We start from the raw sequence: 17724 nt of genomic DNA, 5'->3' as shown, positions 1-17724 counted from the left end.
GGTAACCATGAACACAACTGATCAACACAACATGCATGACCATTCGAACCATGCCAGCAAACCGATGGAGAATCATTCCGCACATGGCGGCATGGATCATTCCATGCACAACATGCCCGCAAAAGCTGAAATGTCCCACGAAGAAAAGCAGAAATGTCTCACGAAGACCACTCCGCTCATGCAGGTCACGGCACAGACCACAGCGGACATGAGCAGATGTTCCGCGTCCGCTTTTGGTGGAGTCTGTTGTTGAGCATTCCCGTGCTCGCCTACAGCGGAATGATCCAAATGTGGCTCGGATTTATGCCGCCCATGTTCCCATTCGCCGAATGGATTCCGTTCGTCTTCTCGCTCGTCGTTTTTGCCTATGGCGGAATTCCCTTCCTGCAAATGGCAGTCCCTGAATTAAAAGAACGCAAGCCAGGCATGATGACGCTCATCTCACTGGCGATCTCCGTCGCGCTCATTTACAGCGTCGCGGCACAGTTCATCAACCTGGGCGAAGGCTTCTTCTGGGAACTCGTCACGCTGATCGACATCATGTTGCTCGGTCACTGGCTGGAGATGCGTTCCGTGCGTCAGGCATCTGGTGCGCTCAATGAACTCGCCAAACTCATGCCCGATACCGCCGAGCGCATCCATCACGGCGACATGACCGAAATGGTTTCCGTCTCTGCGCTCAAACATGGTGACCTGCTTCTCGTCCGCCCTGGCGCGAGTATTCCCGCCGATGGTGAAGTGGTTGATGGTCACTCCAATGTCAACGAATCCATGATCACAGGCGAATCGATTCCCGTGCATAAAATGTATGGCGCGAAAGTCATCGCTGGCACGATCAACGGCGACGGCAGCCTGCGCGTGAAAGTCACTGCAACAGGGAGCGAAACCGCGCTGGCGGGTATCATGCGTCTCGTTGAACAGGCACAGCAATCCAAATCCAAAACGCAGGTGCTTGCCGATAAAGCCGCGGGCTGGCTCTTTTACATTGCGCTGGCTTCCGCGCTGCTCACTGCCATCGCGTGGACTCCGCCGATACCTTCAACATCGAAGTTCTCAATCGCGTTGTCACCGTTCTCGTCATCGCCTGTCCGCATGCGCTCGGACTCGCGGTTCCGCTTGTCGTTGCCATCACCACCGCAATGGGCGCACAGAACGGCATCCTCGTCCGCGACCGTCTTGCGCTCGAAGCCGCGCGTGAAATTGACATCGTCATCTTCGATAAAACAGGCACGCTCACGCAAGGTCAATTCGGCGTTGCAGATATGACCACAGCGGATGGCTGGGACTCAGCCCGAGCCTTGGCTCTCGCCTCTGCGCTTGAATCTGACTCCGAGCATTTGATCGCTCAAGCCATCCGCCGCTTCGCACGCGACCGACAACTGGTCATTCCACCCGTCAGCAATTTCTCCGCCTTGAAAGGACGCGGCGTCCAAGCCACCTACGATGGACAGACCTACTACATCGGCGGACCGCGTCTGCTGGAAATGCTTGCCTTGTCTCCCGCATCCAACATCAAAACATTCACAGACTCTGCCAACAGCAATGCGCAATCCGTTGTGTATCTGACCACAAAAGAGAACATCATCGCCGCGATCGCCGTTGCGGATGTCATCCGTCCCGAAAGCAAAGGGGCAGTGGATGAATTAACAAAAATGGGAATTCAAGTCGCCATGCTCACAGGTGACAGTCACGCCACTGCAAGCGCGGTCGCAAAACAGCTTGGCATCAAACGCGTCTTTTCCGAAGTTCTGCCAGAACACAAAGACCAGAAAGTCATCGAACTGCAAAAGCTCGGTAATCGCGTGGCAATGGTCGGCGACGGCGTGAACGACGCGCCCGCGCTCACTCGCGCCGATGTCGGCATCGCCATCGGCGGCGGCACAGACGTTGCCATCGAATCCGCGGGCTTGATCCTCGTCAACAGCAACCCGCTGGATGTGGTCAAGATCTTCAAACTCAGCCGCGCCAGTTACCGCAAGATGATCCAAAACCTGTGGTGGGCGGCAGGCTACAACATCGTCGCCATCCCGTTGGCGGCAGGTGTGCTCGCGAACTGGGGCGTTCTGCTCTCGCCTGCGGTGGGTGCGCTGCTCATGTCCATCAGCACCATCGTAGTTGCTGTCAATGCGCAGTTATTGAGAAGGACTAAGTTGTAGAGATCGAACAAACCCACACTGAATATCCAGTGTGGGTTTGTTCAAATCATGATATTTAGACGATATTGCAATGCCTCCGTCAAATGTAGTGACCGTATCTCTTCACTGTATTTTTCGTAATCCGCTCTTAAAGCTTCAATATAAATGCCGATACGCTTCAGGATGGTTTGCAAAATTTATGTTTGTGAGTGGCCAAAAGAATGAGCTTTGATTGACCACGAAGGCGCAAAGGATTCTTGGGGGGTGCCTGCCTATCATCCCTTAAACGGAGCATGTGGGAGGACAGGTGTGCGACTTCGTGCTCTTTGTAGGCAGCCCATGGAGTTGGCCGCTTCCCTTCATAATTGTCTCTATGCCGTTTCCGATCCTGTTAACGAAACTGTACCCGCCGCTGCCAGCAGAAGGATTTGTTCATCGACACAGCTTGATGGATCGCGTGCAAGCAGGCATAAATGGCAGGGTAACCATCATCTCTGCTCCGCCAGGGTTTGGAAAAACGACGTTACTCTCGGCGTGGATTTCGAATAAACAAAATAAAAAAGTGGCTTGGTATTCATTGGACGAAGACGACAATGAACCAGGTCGCTTTTTTACTTATATCGTGGCTGCATTCAAGCCCATCGAATCCCGCTCATCCAGGCAACGCCATCAAAGACGCACTGCAACCACGGGCGGGTGAACCGTTGATCCAGAAAAACGTCAATAGTGCCTTCATCGGCACAGATTTGGAGCGGCAACTTCGGGAGATCGGATGTAACTCGCTTGTCATCGTCGGTCTCACCACCCCGCACTGTGTTTCCACAACGACGCGCATGGCAGGCAACTTCGGCTTCGAAACCTACCTCGTCTCAGATGCCACCGCAGCCTTCGATCTCACTGGTCACAATGGACGAAAATACTCCGCGCAAGAGATCCATGATGTGACACTGGCAACTCTGAATGGCGAGTTTGCCACAGTTGTGGAAACCAACGCACTGCTTCAATTGATTTTGGAATAAGTTATGGAGATAACCATCTACCTGAAAGACCGAGGGGTTTCTCGCCATCCATCAGGGAAATAAACTGACTTTTGTTCGTGAATTTGGCTTGCCGACTTTGTTGCTGCTGAGCTTTTATAATCCACACGAGAGCCTATCTCTCTGTTGTTGCTCATTGCCCGTCTTTTTGTGAAGTACTGGTTATAATAAATTTATGTCAACGCCAATTTTAGCGACTAAGCTTTATATCCCCCCGCCTCGGCCACAATTGGTTATACGTCTTCGCCTAATCGAACGGCTGAACGAAGGGCTATCATCCAGACGAAAGTTGACTATCATCTCTGCCCCCGCAGGCTTTGGTAAAACTACGTTGATAAGCGAATGGGTTTCCGTTTGCGAGCGACCAGTCGCGTGGTTGTCACTGGACGAAGGGGATAACGACCCTGTACGCTTTCTGACTTATCTCATTACTGCTTTGCAGACGATTGTTCCGAATATTGGAGCAGGGGTGCTACGTATGCTCCAATCCACGCAATCACCGCCTATCGAAACGGTCCTGACAATCCTGCTTAATGAAATCGCCACCATTCCTGATAATTTCATCTTCGTTCTGGATGACTACCATGTGATTGAAGACAAAGCGGTTGGTAATGCTCTAACCTTTCTACTGGAGCACCTGCCGCCACAAATGCATCTGGTCATCACTACCCGTGAAGATCCAAATCTACCTTTGGCTCGGTTGCGAGTCCGTGACCAATTGACCGAATTGCGCGTTGCCGATTTGCGTTTTACTTCATCAGAAGTTGCTGAATTTCTCAACAAAGCAATGGGGTTAAACCTCTCAGCAGAAAATATCTCCGCGTTGGAGGCACGAACTGAAGGTTGGATCGCTGGTCTGCAACTTGCTGCGATTTCAATGCAGGGACACGCTTCGCGAGACGCCTCCAGTTTTATCAAGTCGTTTACAGGTACTCATCATTTCGTATTGGACTATCTGGTGGAAGAAGTCTTGCAGCAACAAACCGAAAGCGTTCAGAACTTCCTGCTGTGTACATCCATTCTCAGCCGCATGTGCGCTCCGCTTTGTGATGCAGTTCTGCTCGATTCGTCTACTCGCGGACAGGAAACTCTGGAATATCTCGAACGCGCCAATTTGTTCATTATGGCTCTGGACAATGAACGGAGTTGGTATCGTTATCATCATCTCTTTGGGAGTCTATTGCTTCAGCGACAGGGACAAAGCCTGACACCCGAAGAGATCGCCAAATATCATATCCGCGCCAGTGAGTGGTATGAAAAAAATGGTGATGCGGCTGAGGCGTTTCGCCATGCCATCGCTGCTAGGGATTTCAGTAGGAGTGCGCGATTGACTGAAAAGTACTGGCAGGGAATGAATGAAAGTTTTCAGTCTGCTGAGTGGCTTGGTTGGGCAAAGCAGTTACCAGAGGAGTTGATCCGCACCCGTCCGGTGTTGTGCACGCAGATTGCATGGGCGTTCATGGATGCCAGCGAAGTGGAGTCCAGTGAATCCCGTCTGAGGGATGCTGAACGGTGTCTGGAAGATCCATCCGATAAAATGATTATTGTGGATGAGGAACAATTTCGTATCCTGCCAGCCAGGATCGCTTTTGCCCGCGCTTACAATGCCCAGACTCAACGTAATTTCCCTGACACAGTGAAGTATGCGAAGCTGGTTATCAAACTCGCCCCCACTGAAGAAGGCTATTTCTTGCGCGCCCAAGCCACTGCGATTCTGGGAGGTACATACTGGGCAAATGGTGATCTGGATGCCGCCTGCAAGTCCATGAGCGACTGGATCGATAGTTCACAAAAGGCTGGCAATTTTATTTTCGCCATTGCCAGTGGCTCTGGAAAAGCGGATATTCTGACAGAGCAGGGACATCTCCGTGAAGCGTTAAGAACCTATCAACAATCATTACAACTTGCTTCCGCACATGAAAGCGAATCCCAGCGCGTCATTGCGCATCATTATTTGGGGTTGGCAATGCTATACCATGAGATGGGGGATGATGAATCTTCTGCGCAACATTTTCAAAAAAGCCTTGCATTGGGTGATCAGTCCACTCTGCGGGATTGGTCTTATCGCAGGTGTCTTGCTCTGGCGCGGCTGAGAGAGTCTGAGGGAGACCTCGACACCGTGCTCGACCTCTTGGATGAAGCCAAACGCTTGTATGTCAGGTCTCTCATTCCAAATACACGCCCCGTTGACGCTATAAAGGTGAGAATCTATCTCAAGCAAGGACGATTGTCCAATGCGCAAGAGTGGATGCGTGAGCATGAACTTTCGATTAACGATGAACTTAGTTACTTGCACGAGTTCGAGCATATCACCCTGACTCGTGTGCTGCTCGCTGAATATCAGAGTAATCACGAAGAACGAACCATTCTTAACGCCTTGACTTTATTGAAACGTCTCTTGAAGTTTGCAGAGGATCAAAAAAGAATGGGCAGCATGCTCGAAATACTGATAACGACGGCTCTTGCCTACCATGCGCAGGGCAACACATCCCAGGCATTCGCTTCGCTGGAGCGTGCTCTGTATCTTGCGCAACCCGAGGGATACTTCCGAATCTTTGTGAATGTGGGTGAACCCATGCGGTCATTGCTTTTGGATTTTAGTGGGTCACTTGAAAAGCAACCGCGCGGCAAAGACCATGAATTGCGGGGCTATGTAGATAAACTCCTGTCTGCGTTTGTGCAAACCAACGATATACCGCAATCAAATTCGAACGAGCTATTAAGCCAGCGCGAGTTGGAAGTGCTGCGTCTCATCGCCCAGGGGCTTTCAAACGACGAGATCAGCCAACGGCTTTTCCTTGCCCTGGATACGGTCAAAGGGCACAACCGCAGGATTTATGGCAAATTACAAGTTCAAAGACGCACCGAAGCCATAATCCGCGCCCGCGAGTTGGGCTTGTTGTAAGCGCAAGTATTCCCCAATATTTTTCCCCAATCATCGGCAGATTGCTCTCTGCGCCGTCCTCGGCGCAGGATTACGAGTAAAACGCCGCCGAGGACGGCGGCTAGAGCGTATAGTTGTTGTTGTAAGCGCAAGTTTTCTCCACTATTTTTCCCCCAAGCATTTAAAACAACACCTGCAACAACACCAAAGTGTCTATACCCGGCACTGTGTTGCAGATATATTACTTGTACATGGAGCAAGCGGCGCAGGCTTTTATGACCAGCCGCAACAGGTACACAGTAATGTCAAACAAACTCAACCCAAAAACCAACCCGAGTCAACCACCTATCTACCAGATTAAAGTCAAAGGCCATCTCGGTCAGCAATGGGCGGATTGGTTTGAAGGTCTGACCATCACGCGGGAAGAGGATGGCAATACGCTTCTTACTGGACCTGTAGTTGATCAGTCTGCCCTGTACGGATTGCTAAAAAAAGTGCGCGATCTGGGCATGACATTGCTCTCGGTCAACGGCGTCAATCTCGATCAGAAAGAGGCGCCTGATGTCAATCAAAATTTCTTATTGTCAAATCAAAACAACCTCGGAGGAATACTTATGAAAGCAATTGTGTACACAAAATTTGGATCACCAGATGTCCTTGAAATGAAAGAGGTAGCCAAGCCTACCCCCAAGGACAATGAAGTGCTGATAAGAATCGTTGCGACAACAGTCGCAGCAGAGGATCCCGGAATACGCGCCCGCCCAGGTCTTAATGGTTTTTTGAAACCCAAGAAACCCATCCTGGGATTTTATCTGGCTGGCGAAGTGGAAGCCGTTGGGAAAGATGTAAAACGATTCAAGAAAAGCGACAAAGTGTATGGAAATACCGGGCTGGGCTTATTAGGTACATATGCTGAATACATTTGTATGCCTGAAGAAGCGGCGCTTGCAATGAAACCAGCCAATATCACCTATGAGGAAGCCGCCGCCCTTCCCAACGGAGCATTAACAGCCTTGCCTTTCCTTAGAGATAAAGGAAAAATCAAAAGCGGACAAAAAGTTCTTATCAATGGAGCATCTGGGGCGGTAGGAACCATTGCCGTACAGTTTGCCAAATACTTCGGGGCAGATGTCACCGGCGTATGCAGCACCACGAATTTGGAAATGGTGAAATCGTTGGGAGCTGACAAGGTCATTGATTACACCCAAGAGGATTTTACAAAGAATGGTCAGACGTACGACATCATTTTTGACACGGTTGGCAAGAGTTCTTTTTCAGGCTGTAAAGGCTCGCTAACTGAAAATGGGATCTATCTGACAACGGTCCCTTCGCCAGCGACCATGATTCAAATGTTGTGGACATCCATGACAGGTGGAAAGAAGGTAGGGATTGCGGCTACAGGGTTGAGACCGTCCAACGAAAAGACCAAAGAATTAATTTTCCTCAATGGACTGATCGAGACAGGGAAGATCAAAGCGGTTATTGACCGAAGCTATCCGCTCGAACAGATTGCCGAGGCTCATAAGTATGTTGAGGCAGGGCACAAAAAGGGAAATGTCGTCATTACGATAGACCATAACGCCAAAATTTAGAAATTTGACTACAGCCAATAAGGAGATAAAAGATGAATTCAATCAAAAGAGAAAATAACGTAGCTACAAAAGTTAACACATACAGAACGACAGCAAAAGTGGTGGGCGCGCTATACATTTTGGGATTCGTTGTAGGTATTGCAGGATCGGCGCTTGGTACACCAGGTCAGCTTGACACGGTTTCTGCCAGGAGCATGATGATCGCTATCGGCGCATTGCTCTGGGTACTCGCCGCCGCTGGCGACGCCGCTCATGGGGTGATGATGTTCCCGATTTTGAAGCAAAACAACGAGCGTATCGCGCTCGGTTACCTCAGCGCCAGGCTCGTCGAAGCCGCTATCATTGCCGTCTCGGCTTTATTCATCCTGCTTCGAATTCCACTGGGTGCCGAGTTCCTGAAAGCCAGCGCCTCCGAGACTTCCTATCTTCAATCCCTGAGCGCTCTGTTCACACAGTCACAGGCTTACACCTACCAGATCGGCATGGTCACTTTAGGGATGGCTGGCTTGACGCTTTGCTACGGTTTCTATCGGGCAAAATTGGTTCCGCATTTTTTCATTATTTGGGGCTTCATTGGATACGTGAGCTTTTTAGGCGGATCTATGCTGGAAATCCTGGGCTTCAATCTGCAACTGCTCCACACACTTCCAGGCGGATTGTGGGAGATGTCCATTGGGGTTTGGCTGATCGTCAAGGGATTCAATTCCTCTGCATTCGTTTCCGAATCTGTCGAGTAACACTCCTACGAGGAAAACAAAATGTCATTTGCCACCTTTTGGATCGAAGATACTTTTGCACCGATCGCGCCATTACCTGGATTTACAGCCAGTCCCGCCTCTGACTGGGATGAACTTGCGGAAATCAATCACATCACTCTCGCAGAGGTCATGGGCCGACTAAATAATGGGCATCGTCCGTATGTTGCGCGAATGGATGGACAACCGGTTGCATATGGCTGGCTCGCTACAAGCAAGGTGTCCATTGGCGAACTCGATATTAATGTTGAACTTTCGCCCAACGATCGCTATCTCTGGGATTTCGCCACTCTTCCAGATTGGCAGGGTCAAGGACTTTATCCGCGCTTGCTCCAATCCATCCTTGAACAGGAAATCCAAAACGCTAAAAGATTTTGGATCATCCATGCGCCAGAAAATCTCCCCTCCGGCGCTGGTATGAGCAAGGCAGGTTTTGAATTTGTGGGGCAACTCTCTTTTACTGTGGATGGGAAAGTAGGACTCGCACCCTACTCGGATTCAACTGAACGTGCCCGCCTCGGTGCGGACCTGTTACAGGTTCCCCTCATTGAATCGGTCCTAGCTCCATGCTGGACCTGCGGGGGAATGGTTGCAAAGCACCCAGATAAGGCTGATGCCAATTCGTGCTGGCCACCCAAAAGATCGAATGAAAGCGGATGCTGCTGTGCGAAGGAAGTCAAAAAATCAAATAATGTAATCAGTATTGTTTGATCACTTATAGCCATACTCATCAATAGCGCTTTCAATAATGAGTGTGATGGATATTTATTCTTAGTGGTATGGAGGCTGCACAATGAACGGTCAGAATCAGAACGGAAAGGTAATTTCTTCCAAGGGTAAAGGTCGCGGTTGTTTGACTTGGCTGGGCCGAATTATGCTTTTGATCATAGGGTTATCGATCGTGGGGTACATTTACGAGCCTATCGTAGAAGCCGCCGAAATGAAAGCTTATCCCCCTCCGGGTCAAATGGTGGACGTTGGCGGTTATCACCTGCATATCCACTGCACGGGTACTGGCAGTCCTACTGTAGTGGTCGAATCTGGCTGGGGCGATATGTCTGCATCTTGGGGTTGGGTACAGCCCGAAGTTGCCAAGACCACGCGCATCTGCACCTACGATCGAGCAGGCATGGGGTGGAGCGAGCTCAGTCCCGAGCCGCGTACTGCTCGGGAATATGCAAAAGAGTTGCATACCCTGCTGGTAAAAGCCAATGAACCCGGCCCGTATGTGTTGGTCGGTCATTCGATGGGCGGGTTCACCGTGATCGTGTACGCTCATGACTATCCAGACGAAGTCTCCGGATTGGTGCTGGTTGACACCCAAGACCTGCCTACTTCGAACGTCGCCACTTATCGCCCAGCTCCGAAACCCGGTGGAACGCCTATTCCAGCGTTGCTGGCACGCATCGGCTTAGTGCGCCTGCTGGGGGGACCCCTTGGCTCTGTTGAAAACCTGCCAGATGGAGATAAGCAAGCCTATACAGCTTTCGCGGTGGCTCCTCGTAGCGTTCAAACCTTCATAGATGAATTAAAGGGAATGCCCGAAGGCGGGGCACAGGCCAGGGCTGTGACCTCGTTAGGTTCATTGCCCATAATCGTTCTGTCGCGTGGTAAAGATCAGGATGCTAAACACACCGCCGCACAGACCGCCCTCCTCCAGTTATCGACTAACAGCCAGCAACTCTTTGCCGAACAAAGCGGTCACCCCATCCATATTGAACAGCCCCAGGATGCGATTGCAGCCATCGTGAAGATGGTAGAGATAGTTCGACAGGCGATACAGAAGTAAATTTTAGGTGAGATGATGAATCAATATGAAACCTACCCGCTTCGAAAAATCATTCTGCTAAGCATTGTGATTCTGTCTATCGTCTCACCCATGCTCAGAGTCAGCCCGGCCTTTGCTCAGGTTACACCTGCTAATTTTGATGAAGTTGACAATTACATTAGTTCCAAGATGAAAGAACTTGGGATTCCCGGCGCGGCGCTTGTCATTATACAAGGCGATCAAATCGTTCACCAGAAGGGGTTCGGGGTTGCTGATGCTTCGGGTCGCCCAGTCACGCCGCAGACACCATTCTTCACCGGTTCGACGGGCAAATCATTCACCGCACTTGCCATCATGCAGTTGGTTGAAGCAGGCAAGATCCAATTGGATGCGCCGGTTCAAACCTACCTGCCGTGGTTTCGAGTCGCAGATATCAAAGCCTCCGAAGTTATCACAGTACGTCAGCTATTAAACATGACGAGCGGAATCCCCAAATCCATTGGGCAGGAGCAACTAGCAATTGTCGACTTAAGCGATTTAGCGATCGAAAACAACGTGCGGGCATTGGCAAAGATCGAACTGATTGCGCCACCTGGTGAACAATTTGAGTACTCCAATGCGAACTATGTTACTTTGGGCATGATCATTCAAGCGGTCACAGGTCAATCCTATGAGACGTACATCAAAGAACATATCTTCCAACCGCTGGATATGCAAAATAGTTTTGCATCAAAAACCGAAGCCCAACAAGATGGGCTCGCGGCAGGCTACCAGAAATGGTTTGGCATTCCTGTGGCATCACCGGACCTGCCTTTCTCGCGCGGTTCGCTCCCGGCGGGTCAACTCATCCTGAGCGCTGAGGATTTCGGACATTATCTCATCGCACAACTTAACAAGGGAATCTATCAAGGTGTATCTTTGCTGTCGCCTGCGGGCATTGCCGAGATGCATCAGCCACCTGTCGCCACCTCGTATGCGATGGGCTGGGAAGTGCAGCACTTTCAAAATGTGCAGGTGCTCGCTCACGATGGGGCGGTCCCGGGCTATACGACAGTGATGTTCCTTGTGCCTGAAAAAAACATGGCGATTGCGATGGTCATGAACACCTATAGCCCCATGTTGGGGTTCCGTATATCCAGACTTCCCGGCAACGTATTGCGAATGTTACTGGGTCAGGTTCCCATTCAATTGAATGAAATCCTTTTCAGGCAGATAGTCTATGTTCTCGTGATGTTGATTCCGCTGCTGCATTTCCTCGCCGTCGTAATGACGGTGCGCCGTGTTCGTTCCTGGCGGAGCGGCGCACCCCTTTCATCACAGGCACAGATCTCGCGTGATGTCGCCATGCCGTTGATCTGGAACGCCGCCATCGCCTATGTGCTTCTTGTGACCTTGCCAAAAGCATTCGAGGTCGATATTTCGACTATGATTCTTCTCCAGCCTGATGTTAGTTGGGTGGCCGTTGCTAGCGGCGTCTTCGCGATGGTGTGGGGACTCTTGAGAACAGGCATTGTTATTGCCGTAATGAGTAAAAGCCGATTTCGATTATCTTGGAAACTGCCAAATTTTTGATTGTTAGTTTTATAATGAATCTATGTCGGCGCCAATTTTAGCCACCAAACTTTATGCTCCACCGCTTCGGCCACAACTCGTCCGCCGCCCTCGCCTGATTGAACAACTCAACATGGGCCTCCTTTCGGGTGGCCGACTGACCCTTATCTCTGCCCCCGCTGGTTTTGGGAAAACCACGCTAGTCAGTGAATGGGTCGACAGTTGTGAGCGGCCTGTTGCCTGGCTGTCGCTGGACGATGGGGATAACGAACTTGCACCTTTTCTAACTTACCTGGTAGCGGCTTTACAGATGGTCAATGCGGGAAATGGCATGGGTTTGTTGGCTGCACTTCAGTCCTCTCAACCACCGCCAATCGAATCGATTTTGACAACCCTGATTAATGAAATCGCCGCTGTCCAGAATAATTTCATTCTTGTTCTGGACGACTACCATGTGATTGACTCCAAACTGGTTGACGAAGCCATCACCTTTCTGGTCGAACATCTGCCGCTGCAAATGCACCTGGTCATTGCAACTCGTGAAGACCCGCCACTACCCCTGGCCCGCTTGCGCGCCCGCGGCCAACTGACCGAATTGCGTACCGCAGACCTGCGCTTCACCCCTGCCGAAGCCGCCGAGTTTCTGAATCGCGTGGCAGGACTGACCCTCTCAGCAGAAGACATCACTGCTTTGGAATCCCGCACCGAAGGCTGGATCGCTGGCCTGCAATTGGCCGCGCTTTCCATGCAGGGACACGCTTCGCGAGACACTGCCAGCTTTATCAAGTCTTTCACCGGCAGTCACCATTTCGTGCTGGACTATCTCGTTGAAGAAGTTCTTGGACAGCAGTCGGAACGCATCCAGACCTTCCTGTTGCGCACATCCATTCTTGATCGTATGTGTGCCCCTCTTTGTGACGCTGTTTTACGCGACTCATCGATTCCCGGGCAGGAGACTCTCGAACGCCTTCAACATGCCAACCTGTTCATCATTCCGTTGGACAGCGAGAGACGCTGGTATCGCTATCACCATCTCTTTGGGGATTTGCTGCGCCAGCGATTGGGAAAAAACCTTGCGCCAAACGAAATCGCCGAACTAAACATCCGCGCCAGTGATTGGTATGAACAGAATGGTCTGATGCTTGAGGCCTTCCACCATGCCCTGAACGCTGGGGAGTTCGTGCGAGCCACACGCTTGGCAGAAGATGTCTGGCAGGACATGGAACGTAATTTCCAAACTGCTGCCTGGCTTGGCTGGGTGAAAAAACTGCCCAATGCGATTGTTTGTTCCCAACCTTGGTTATGTGTCCACATTGGGTGGGCATTTTCGGATGTCGGAGAATTGGAGCCAAGTGAAACGTACCTGCAGAACGCCGAGCGCGCCCTGGAAGGCATGAAGGACCAGGAGGAGTTCAAGTCCATGCCAGGGAACATTGCCCTGATCCGTGCCGGTAATGCCCAGATAGAAGGGAACCTGGCTGAAACGGTGCGATATGCAGAGCTGACCATTCAACTCCTTCCCGAGAATGATAATTTCCTCCGTGCTCAGGCTGCCATCACACTGGGATTTACCCATTGGGCTACCGGAAACGTGGTAGCCTCATTGCAAGCCATGCATACCTGGATGGAGGATATGCAAAAATTGGGCAACCAAATGTATACGATTGCCAGCACCTTTGTTGTGGCTGATATGCAAGTGATATTGGGTCACTTGCATGAAGCCGAACGGGCTCTTCAACAAACTATACAACAAGCCGCCGCATTGGGCCCGGAAGCGGAAGTTGTTACAGCCCACCACCATCTTGGGTTGGCCATGCTCGCCCATGAACGAGGCGATGATACAGCGGCGACACAGTGCTTGCAAACGGTTGCCGATCTGGGTCCACGCACGACCCTGATAGACTGGCCGTACCGCTGGAGTTTGGCTCAGGCTCGGCTTAAAGAATCCGCTAGGGAGTGGGATGGAGCGCTCAAATTCCTCGATGAAGCGAAGCATGCCTACATCAAAAACCCAATCCCCATCCTTCAACCGATCGAGGCCCATAAAGTGCGGAACTATCTCAAACTAGGGCAGTTGGACAAGGCCCATGCCTGGGTGCGGGAACGCGGCCTCTCGGTCACGGATGAAGCGAGCTATCTGGGCGAGTATGAACATCTCACCTTGACGCGGGTGTGTCTGGCCGAAGGTTCCTTCACGGGTGTCCATGAATTGCTCAGGCGCCTGCTGACATTGGCCGAATCGCAAAAGCGGACGGGGAGTGTGATCGAAATTCTGTTGACACAGGCGCTTTTCCACCAAGCACAAGGCGACCATCCCAAAGCCTTTGCTGCACTGGAACGTGTGCTGACACTGACCGAGCCTGAGGGCTACATCCGCGTTTATGTGAATGAGGGCGAACCAATGCGAGTGTTGATCTCTGATTTTCGACACTTACACCGAACTGCGGATGCAATGCAGGTGTTGACGATCGCTACCCGCGCTCACCCTTTGATTGGATATGTAGACCGCATTTTGGAATTTTTCCCGCGATCAGCAGAAGTCACTCCACAATCCAAAATCGTAAATCCAAATTCCCAAATGATCGAACCCCTCACCGACCGCGAACTCGAGATCCTGCGCCTCATCGCCGAGGGGAAATCCAACACCGAGATTAGCCAACGCCTTTACCTGGCGCTTAGCACGGTCAAGGGGTATAACCTGCGGATCTTCAACAAACTGCAAGCCCAAAATCGCACTGAGGCCGTTGTTCGCGCCCGCGAGTTGGGTTTACTCTAATTCCCCAAAACAATACTCCAATCAATACTTAAGTTGCTACCCGACAGTACCTTCCTGCCGGTATATTCGTTCACGTTGATTCAAAAGCGTGAGGCGATGACCCAATTCTACGAGATACACATCGAAGGACACTTGGACGGTCAATGGGCAGATTGGTTTGACAGCATGTCCATTACCCTGGAGGAAGACGGAACCACGCTTCTTTCTGGACCTGTGCCTGATCAGCCCGCCCTGTACGGATTGCTACGCAAAGTGCGCGACCTCGGATTGACTCTCGTCGCAGTGAAGCGGGTAACCGAAGTTTCGAATCCACAAAGCACAAATCAAATAAGGAGTAATGCAAAAATGAACGTAAACATCACCAAAAAACTGGACACCAAAGTCCTGCTCTCTACCTTATGGATCGTGGTCATGATCAACATGCTGAAAGCGGACATCCTTTCGCTTTACATCCCCGGCGCGGCGGAAGAATTGTCAAGGACATCCGCCAGCGCGGGCGCATCCATTCCCCAACTGATGTTGATTGGCGCGGTCATGGGGCAACTCGGCATTGCCATGATTGTCCTGTCACGCGTGTTGAAGTATGGGATCAACCGCTGGGTCAATATCGTCGTGGGCATCGTCACCATTGCCTATATCTGGGGCGGCATGGCGTCGTATCCCCATTATATTTTCATTGCCACGGTGGAGACTCTCTGTCTGCTGCTGATCGTCGGGTTCGCATGGACTTGGCGCAGCATCGAAGCCTAAGCTATTCGAAATAAAGGAGAAAATCATGAAAACCCTACAGAAATCTGGCGGCATCGCCGCGCTGTATATGGCAATCAGCCACCTGATCGGCCTTATCATCTTCATCCTGGTATTGGACTATATCAACATCACTGACCCAATGCAAAAGCTCGCCATGAACATCGAAAAACAATCGGTCATCTTCTCGACCAACCTGCTCATGTACGTATTCTTTGGCTTCGCGCTGATCGTCCTCTCGCTGGCCTTGTACGACCGCTTGAAGTCTGGCGCACCCGCGCTCATGCAGGTGGCAACCGCGATCGGCATCATTTGGGCTGGTTCACTCATTGCCAGTGGCATGGCTGCAAACGCGGGACTCTCCACTGTGGTCGCACTCTACGCCAAAGACCCTACCCAGGCCGCGTTGACCTTTCAGGCAATTGAGGCCATCACGAACGGGTTGGGCAACGCCAATGGCGAAATCCTCGGCGGATCGTTGACTCTGTTGGTCAGTCTGGCCGCATTGCAGACAGGCGGACTTCCAAGAGGGCTGAACATCCTCGGCGCATTGGTCGGCGCGGTCGGCATCCTCACCATCATCCCAGCGTTGAACGCTTTGGTAGCTGTGTTCGGCCTGGGTCAGATCGTCTGGTTCGTCTGGCTGGGGACTGTGTTGCTGCGCACCCAACCGCGCGCGACGACGTAGACAGATTCTGGAGGATCAAATGAAAACTTACCGAAAGACAGCAACGCTTGTTGGATCTGCGTACTTGTTCTCCAACATTACTTTCATCCTTGGCACAATCGTGATGGTGGAATCGATCCTCGGTTCCCCCGACTACCTCAACCTGATGTCCGCGAGCAGGGCACAGGTAGTTTTGGGCGTGCTCCTCAGCTTTGCTAATGGGCTGGCCTACGTTGGGATCGCCGTGCTCCTGTTCCCGATCCTCAAGCCGCGTTTTGAAAGCCTGGCTTTGGCATATGTTGGTTTCAGGGTGGTTGAGTTCATCACCCAGATTCTGGCAGATGTTAGTCCGCTTGCGTTGCTGACTCTCGCTGGAGATACAGGCAAGGTGGGCGCTATGCAGGAGTTGGGAACATTACTTCTCGCTGAGCGTTTCTGGGCGTTTCAAATGCTCAATCTCATATTTAGCCTAAGCGCGCTGCTGCTGTATGTAATGCTACTCCGCTCGCGGCTGATTCCTGGGTTCATCTCCATTTGGGGATTGATCGCCGCGGTACTGGTGCTGTTCAACACCGTGCTCGGTTGGTTCAACCCAGGCTTGGGAGAAACGCTCGGAATGGTGACGGGACTGCCCATGCTTTTGAACGAAATCTTCCTGGGCATCTGGCTGATCGTCCGCGGATTCAATCCATCTGCCGCCGCCATCGAACCTACCAGACAGCTCGCATTGGAGGCTTGAGATGAAAGCCAGCGTTTACGCTCAATATGGTTCCCCAGAAGTGTTGCGGCTGGTGGACGTTCCCAGACCGACGCCGCGCGATCACGAAGTATTGGTCAAAGTCCGTGCTACCACGGTCACCATAGGCGACACGATCATGCGGAGTTTCAAACTGCCAAACATCACTGGCTGGCAAAAATTCATGGCACGTCTGATCCTCGGATGGAACAAGCCCAGACGTCATATTCTCGGCATGGAATTGGCTGGAGAGATCGAGGCTATCGGACGAAAGGTGACCCGCTTCAAACCCGGGGACGAGGTGTTCGCATCCACCTTCGATGTCGATTTCGGCGGACATGCCGAGTACAAATGCCTGCCCGAGAAGGGAGTGATCGCCATCAAGCCGGTCAATCTCACCTACGAGGAAGCCGCGGCCATCCCAGGCGGGGGACAGACCGCATGGCATTGCCTCCAAAAGGGAAGGATCCAGCCCGGGCAGAAGATCCTGATCTACGGCGCGTCCGGAGCGGTAGGCACATTTGCCGTCCAGCTTGCCAGCCGCTACTTTGCGGCAGACGTGACCGGAGTGTGCAGCGGCGCGAATGTGGACTTGGTCAAATCGCTCGGGGCGAGTCGCGTCATTGATTACACCCGGCAGGATTTCACCCAAAGCGGCAAAACCTACGATGTGATCTTCGATGCCGTCGGCAAACTATCCCCGTCGCAATGTAAAAAGGTGCTCAAGCCGGGCGGCGTCTACATCAATGTCCATGCGGATTCGAATGGCGGTGAGAAAGTTGAATACATGCTGATTCTCAAAGAACTGATCGAAGCAGGCAAGATCAAACCGATCATTGACCGGGTTTACCCGTTCGATCAGATTGTCGAGGCACATCGCTATGTCGAGCAAGGGCATAAAAAAGGAAATGTAGCTATTACGGTAAATCATAATACTAAAATCTGACAAGTTTACGATGCAGACAATAAGGACTTAGCGAAATGAAACAAGATCAAATCGAAAAGGACCAAGTTACGGATTAGGTATAAATTATTTCAGAAAGACATTAATCATTACATACTCGATGATTTTTATA

At 51.5% G+C, this 17724-nt stretch carries 12 protein-coding genes and 2 pseudogenes; all 14 read left to right on the top strand.

The annotated features are described in order from the left end of the window. The first annotated feature begins 7 nt into the window (after window positions 1–7). The 14 genes and pseudogenes from IPI86_RS17890 (at window position 8) to IPI86_RS17825 (ending at window position 17594) form a co-directional block, all read left to right on the top strand. Window positions 8–253 (top strand): hypothetical protein, encoded by a 246-nt coding sequence (locus IPI86_RS17890; RefSeq protein WP_345299369.1) that lies wholly within the window; start codon window positions 8–10, stop codon window positions 251–253. Further along, a pseudogene (locus IPI86_RS17885) lies at window positions 154–2156 on the top strand (copper-translocating P-type ATPase). Before IPI86_RS17890 ends, IPI86_RS17885 begins: the two are co-directional and overlap by 100 nt. 623 nt (window positions 2157–2779) lie before the next feature. Continuing rightward, window positions 2780–3154, top strand: a pseudogene (locus IPI86_RS17880) (isochorismatase family protein); the annotation flags it as partial. Window positions 3155–3461: 307 nt separating this feature from the next. Then, complete coding sequence (locus IPI86_RS17875) at window positions 3462–6077, top strand: LuxR C-terminal-related transcriptional regulator (RefSeq protein WP_345299368.1); 2616 nt, start codon at window positions 3462–3464, stop codon at window positions 6075–6077. A gap of 593 nt (window positions 6078–6670) precedes the next feature. Then, window positions 6671–7648, top strand: a complete 978-nt coding sequence (locus tag IPI86_RS17870) for an NAD(P)-dependent alcohol dehydrogenase (RefSeq protein ID WP_345299555.1) — start codon at window positions 6671–6673, stop codon at window positions 7646–7648. A 32-nt stretch (window positions 7649–7680) separates the two neighbouring features. Further along, complete coding sequence (locus tag IPI86_RS17865) at window positions 7681–8385, top strand: DUF4386 domain-containing protein (protein WP_345299367.1); 705 nt, start codon at window positions 7681–7683, stop codon at window positions 8383–8385. 21 nt (window positions 8386–8406) lie between these two features. Further along, on the top strand, window positions 8407–9114 hold the full coding sequence (locus IPI86_RS17860) for a GNAT family N-acetyltransferase (protein WP_345299366.1): 708 nt from the start codon (window positions 8407–8409) through the stop codon (window positions 9112–9114). Between the two features lie 82 nt (window positions 9115–9196). Continuing rightward, window positions 9197–10192 (top strand): alpha/beta hydrolase, encoded by a 996-nt coding sequence (locus tag IPI86_RS17855; protein WP_345299365.1) that lies wholly within the window; start codon window positions 9197–9199, stop codon window positions 10190–10192. A gap of 12 nt (window positions 10193–10204) precedes the next feature. Next, window positions 10205–11743 (top strand): serine hydrolase domain-containing protein, encoded by a 1539-nt coding sequence (locus IPI86_RS17850; protein WP_345299364.1) that lies wholly within the window; start codon window positions 10205–10207, stop codon window positions 11741–11743. A 112-nt stretch (window positions 11744–11855) separates the two neighbouring features. After that, window positions 11856–14498, top strand: coding sequence for a LuxR C-terminal-related transcriptional regulator (locus IPI86_RS17845; RefSeq protein ID WP_345299363.1), 2643 nt, complete (start codon window positions 11856–11858; stop codon window positions 14496–14498). A gap of 96 nt (window positions 14499–14594) precedes the next feature. Next, a complete protein-coding gene (locus IPI86_RS17840; protein ID WP_345299362.1) occupies window positions 14595–15248 on the top strand; it encodes a DUF6326 family protein in 654 nt (217 codons plus the stop codon). A 25-nt stretch (window positions 15249–15273) separates the two neighbouring features. Then, window positions 15274–15933 (top strand): DUF4386 family protein, encoded by a 660-nt coding sequence (locus tag IPI86_RS17835; protein ID WP_345299361.1) that lies wholly within the window; start codon window positions 15274–15276, stop codon window positions 15931–15933. 19 nt (window positions 15934–15952) lie between these two features. Continuing rightward, a complete protein-coding gene (locus tag IPI86_RS17830; protein WP_345299360.1) occupies window positions 15953–16651 on the top strand; it encodes a DUF4386 domain-containing protein in 699 nt (232 codons plus the stop codon). Between the two features lies 1 nt (window position 16652). After that, complete coding sequence (locus IPI86_RS17825; RefSeq protein ID WP_345299359.1) at window positions 16653–17594, top strand: NAD(P)-dependent alcohol dehydrogenase; 942 nt, start codon at window positions 16653–16655, stop codon at window positions 17592–17594. Window positions 17595–17724: the final 130 nt, after the last annotated feature.

This window comes from Candidatus Villigracilis affinis (assembly GCF_016705895.1).
Classification (GTDB): Bacteria; Chloroflexota; Anaerolineae; order Anaerolineales; family Villigracilaceae; genus Villigracilis; species Villigracilis affinis.
Note: the sequence above shows the minus strand (reverse complement) of the source record. Positions and strands in the feature narration are given on the sequence as shown.